The sequence below is a fragment of the Archangium sp. genome (assembly GCF_036389735.1).
GTDB lineage: Bacteria > Myxococcota > Myxococcia > Myxococcales > Myxococcaceae > Archangium.
The window spans coordinates 1-2541 of sequence record NZ_DASVWK010000585.1; the positions used below are offsets into that span (position 1 = coordinate 1).

The 2541-nt window shown below is 68.6% G+C and carries 4 protein-coding genes; all 4 read right to left on the reverse strand.

Annotated elements, in window-relative coordinates; genetic code table 11:
- Positions 1-69: 69 nt before the first annotated feature.
- Positions 70-1110: a F0F1 ATP synthase subunit A gene (gene atpB, locus VF794_RS20525; protein ID WP_331112948.1), complete on the reverse strand. Its 1041-nt coding sequence runs from the start codon at positions 1108-1110 to the stop codon at positions 70-72.
- Positions 1110-1508, reverse strand: a complete 399-nt coding sequence (locus VF794_RS20530; protein ID WP_331112950.1) for a hypothetical protein — start codon at positions 1506-1508, stop codon at positions 1110-1112. The genes atpB and VF794_RS20530 overlap by 1 nt, the downstream gene beginning before the upstream one ends.
- Positions 1505-1768, reverse strand: coding sequence for an AtpZ/AtpI family protein (locus VF794_RS20535; RefSeq protein ID WP_331112952.1), 264 nt, complete (start codon positions 1766-1768; stop codon positions 1505-1507). The genes VF794_RS20530 and VF794_RS20535 overlap by 4 nt, the downstream gene beginning before the upstream one ends.
- 166 nt (positions 1769-1934) lie before the next feature.
- Positions 1935-2541: GNAT family N-acetyltransferase (locus tag VF794_RS20540; protein WP_331112954.1), on the reverse strand; the 607-nt coding region annotated here is incomplete at its 5' end.

Consider the following 2541-nt stretch of genomic DNA (forward strand, 5'->3'; position numbering starts at 1 on the left):
GACCTTTCGAATCGCCGGGTACTCACCGGGGCCCGAGCCTGCCGAGCCCCGCTAACTCAGTGAAGGAACTCAGGAGCCCAGCATGTGGGCCTTGCCGTGGTCGTGGCTGTGACCCGACTCCTTGTGGCCGTGCTCGTCGGCGTGCTCGCCGTGGCCGTGGTGGCCCATGGCCACGCTCATGCCGATGAAGAGCGCCGAGAGCATGGTGAAGACGTAGGCCTGCACGAAGGCCACGAAGAGCTCCAGCAGGTAGATGCCCATGGCGAAGGGCACGCTCACCAGCGCCACCGCCGGGTTGCCGAGCATGAAGATGAGGCCCAGCAGGAAGAAGATGACGATGTGGCCCGCCAGCATGTTGGCGAAGAGACGGATGGTGAGGGCGAAGGGCTTGGTGAACAGGCCCAGCACTTCCACCGGAATCATGATGGGCCACAGCCAGGGGGCCACGCCGCCCGTCAGGTGCGCCAGGTAGCCGCCGAGACCCGCGGCGCGGATGCCCGCCACCTGCGTCAGCACGAAGGTGCACAGCGCCAGGCCGCAGGTGATCGCGATGTTGCCCGTGGCCGTCGCCATCCAGGGGAACAGGCCCAGCAGGTTCATGAAGAGGATGAAGAAGAAGGCCGTCAGCAGGTAGGGCGTGTAGCGCGGGCCCTCCTCCTTGCCGATGTTCTTGATGGCCAGCTCGTCGCGCACGAAGAGCACGAGCATCTCGAAGAGGTTGGCCCCGGTGCCGCGCGGCACCAGCTTCGTCTTGTCGCGGTTGCTCCAGATGAGGAGGGAGCCGATGAGCAGCACCGCCGCCAGCCACATCATCACCGTGTGCTTGGTGATGGAGAGATCCAGGCAGCCGGCCCCCAGCCCCGGCACCACCGTGCCGTGGTCCGTCACCTGCGGCTCGCACGCGCCCGCCTTCAGCGGGATGAAGATCTGCGGCAGGTGGATGGGGATGTGGTTGTTGCTGAGCGGAATCTCGAACTCGTACTCAGGAGAGTCCGACACGTGGTGGAGGATGTAACCCGCCACGTCCTCCTTCTCGCCCTCCGCCGGCTCGCTGCTGGCGAAGGCCGCGCTGGCGACCAGCCCGACGAAGAGAACCATTGCCTTGCGCATCACTCGTCTCCGCCCGCCGCGTCCCGGGACGCGGCCATCACGTAGCTCACTTCAATCCACTGCAGCGCGAAGTAGGTCCCGAAGAACCCCGCCACGAACGCCACCGCTTCCAACCCGCGCGTCACCACCCACAGCAGCCCCACTACCACGCCCACGGCCCGCATCCCGAAAACCCACCCGACCACCTTCAGCGCCGCGTTCAAATCCCTGCTCACCGCCCGCCGCTTGAGCACCAGCGCCACCACCCCCGTCGCCGCCGCCAGCCCCACCCCCACCACCGCCGACAACCGAGCCTCGGGGGTCCTGGGCAGCCAGGCCGCCACCGCCAGCCCTACCCCCGCCACCACCGCCGCCAGTCCGGCATGCTTCCGGAAGGTCTCCGCCCCGTGCTCGCTCACCGCTTCCGCTTCCCCAGCCGTGCCATCTCGTGGAGGAACCCGTAGAAGCCCACGGAGATCCCCACCACGCTCAACCCCAGCAACAGCCAGGGCGACGTCCCCAGCCACTTGTCCAGGTAGTACCCGCCCAACACGCCCACCACCGCCCCACCCGTCAGCTTCCACACCGCGGCGATGTACGGCTGCGCCGCCCGCATCTGCCGGGCTGTCTCTCCCAGCTCGCTACCCTGCGCGTCCTTCCCGGGCTCCTTCTCCGCCATGCCGACACAACCCTCGGGAAAACCACGGGTTTCCTCCACCGCCCCACCCCATCCCCTCTACGCGCGGGCGCCGCTTAACATTGAAGGCGAGCAGCACGCAACCAGTACCCTCGTAAAGGGAGGGTCCACCTATAAGAAGGGTTGCGGTGACTGGAAGCCCCGCTTGCTACACCTCCCAGGCGTAGGCCACCTCCGGCCAGGCGCGGCCGGCGATCTCAATGGACTGCGCTCCCACGAGCTGGCCCCCACGCCGCTCGTAGAAGCCCCGCGCCCTGGCGTTGTCCTTCAGCACCCACAGGATGAAGGGCACCCACCCGTTCTCCCGCAGCCAGCCGGCGCCACGCTCGAACAGCACCCGCCCCACGCCCCTCCCCTTCACCTCCTCCACCAGATAGAGGGCGTACAGCTCGCCCTGGTAGTCCGGCAGTGACTCGGGCACGGCCCGGTTCCTCCCCACGGCACAGAAGCCCACGATGCGCTCGGGGCCCGGCTCCACGGCGACGAAGACCGCCGCCCCAGGCTGCTCCAGCCCCTGGCGCCACCCCTCCAGCCGCTGCTCGAAATCGAGCCCATCGAGGTACTCGCGCGGGAGGAGGTCCCGGTAGGCGCTCCGCCAGCTCTCGATGTGCGCCCGGGTGATGCCCTCGGCGTCGTCGGGGCCCGCGCGTCGGATGAGGGTCTCCACGGACCATCCTCCGCACTGGCGGCCCCTCCAGGTCAAGCTCTCCGCGTTGGAGGGCGGGCGGCCCACCGGCCCCTCCTCGTCACCCGGT